The organism is Stenotrophomonas sp. YIM B06876 (assembly GCF_030711595.1).
Taxonomy (GTDB): Bacteria; Pseudomonadota; Gammaproteobacteria; order Xanthomonadales; family Xanthomonadaceae; genus Stenotrophomonas.
The window spans coordinates 1-641 of record NZ_JAUJUJ010000459.1; the positions used below are offsets into that span (position 1 = coordinate 1).

Below are 641 nucleotides of genomic sequence, written 5' to 3' on the forward strand. Positions count from 1 at the left end.
AACCACAGAGCGATCGCCAGGCCCGAGGCGCGCGTGCGGTCGCGCGCCAGCACCGACACCAGCACCGCCAGGCTCAAAAAGGCCAGGCCCAGCAGCACCGAGCTGAGCATGAAGCCGGCGTAGTGGTAGAGCCCGGCCGCGTCGATCTTCTGCGCCAGCAGCAGCGCCACCAGGCCAAAGCCGGCCAGCGTGGACAGCGTGAGCGCCGCCGCCAGGCCCAGGTATTTGCCCAGCAGCAGCTCCAGCCGCGTGATCGGCAGCGAGAGCAGCAGGTCGAGCGAGCCGCGCTCGCGCTCGCCGACGATGGCGTCGAAGCCGAGCAGCAGCGCGATCAGCGGGATCAGGTAGATCACCAGGCTGACCAGGCTCGCGATGGTGAACTCGATCGAGCGAAAGCCCACGGCACCCTGCTGCGCGCCGCCGAAGTAGGCGATGACCAGCGAGAACACGGTGAACACCAGCGCCACCGCGAGCACCCAGCGGTTGCGCATGCGGTCGCGGAACTCTTTCGCGGCAATGGTGAAGATTTGCGTCAATTCCATGAGCTGATCCTTCAATCGGCGAAGCCGAAGAACACGTCTTCGAGCGATGGCTCGTGCATCTTGATGTCGCGCACGCGCGCACCCAGCGGCGCCAGCGCG

The 641-nt window shown here is 67.1% G+C and carries 1 protein-coding gene; it reads right to left on the reverse strand.

The window, feature by feature from the left end:
- Positions 1-542 (reverse strand): ABC transporter permease subunit (locus QZH66_RS17920; RefSeq protein ID WP_305807161.1); only part of this gene is annotated, 542 nt, incomplete at its 3' end.
- Positions 543-641: the final 99 nt, after the last annotated feature.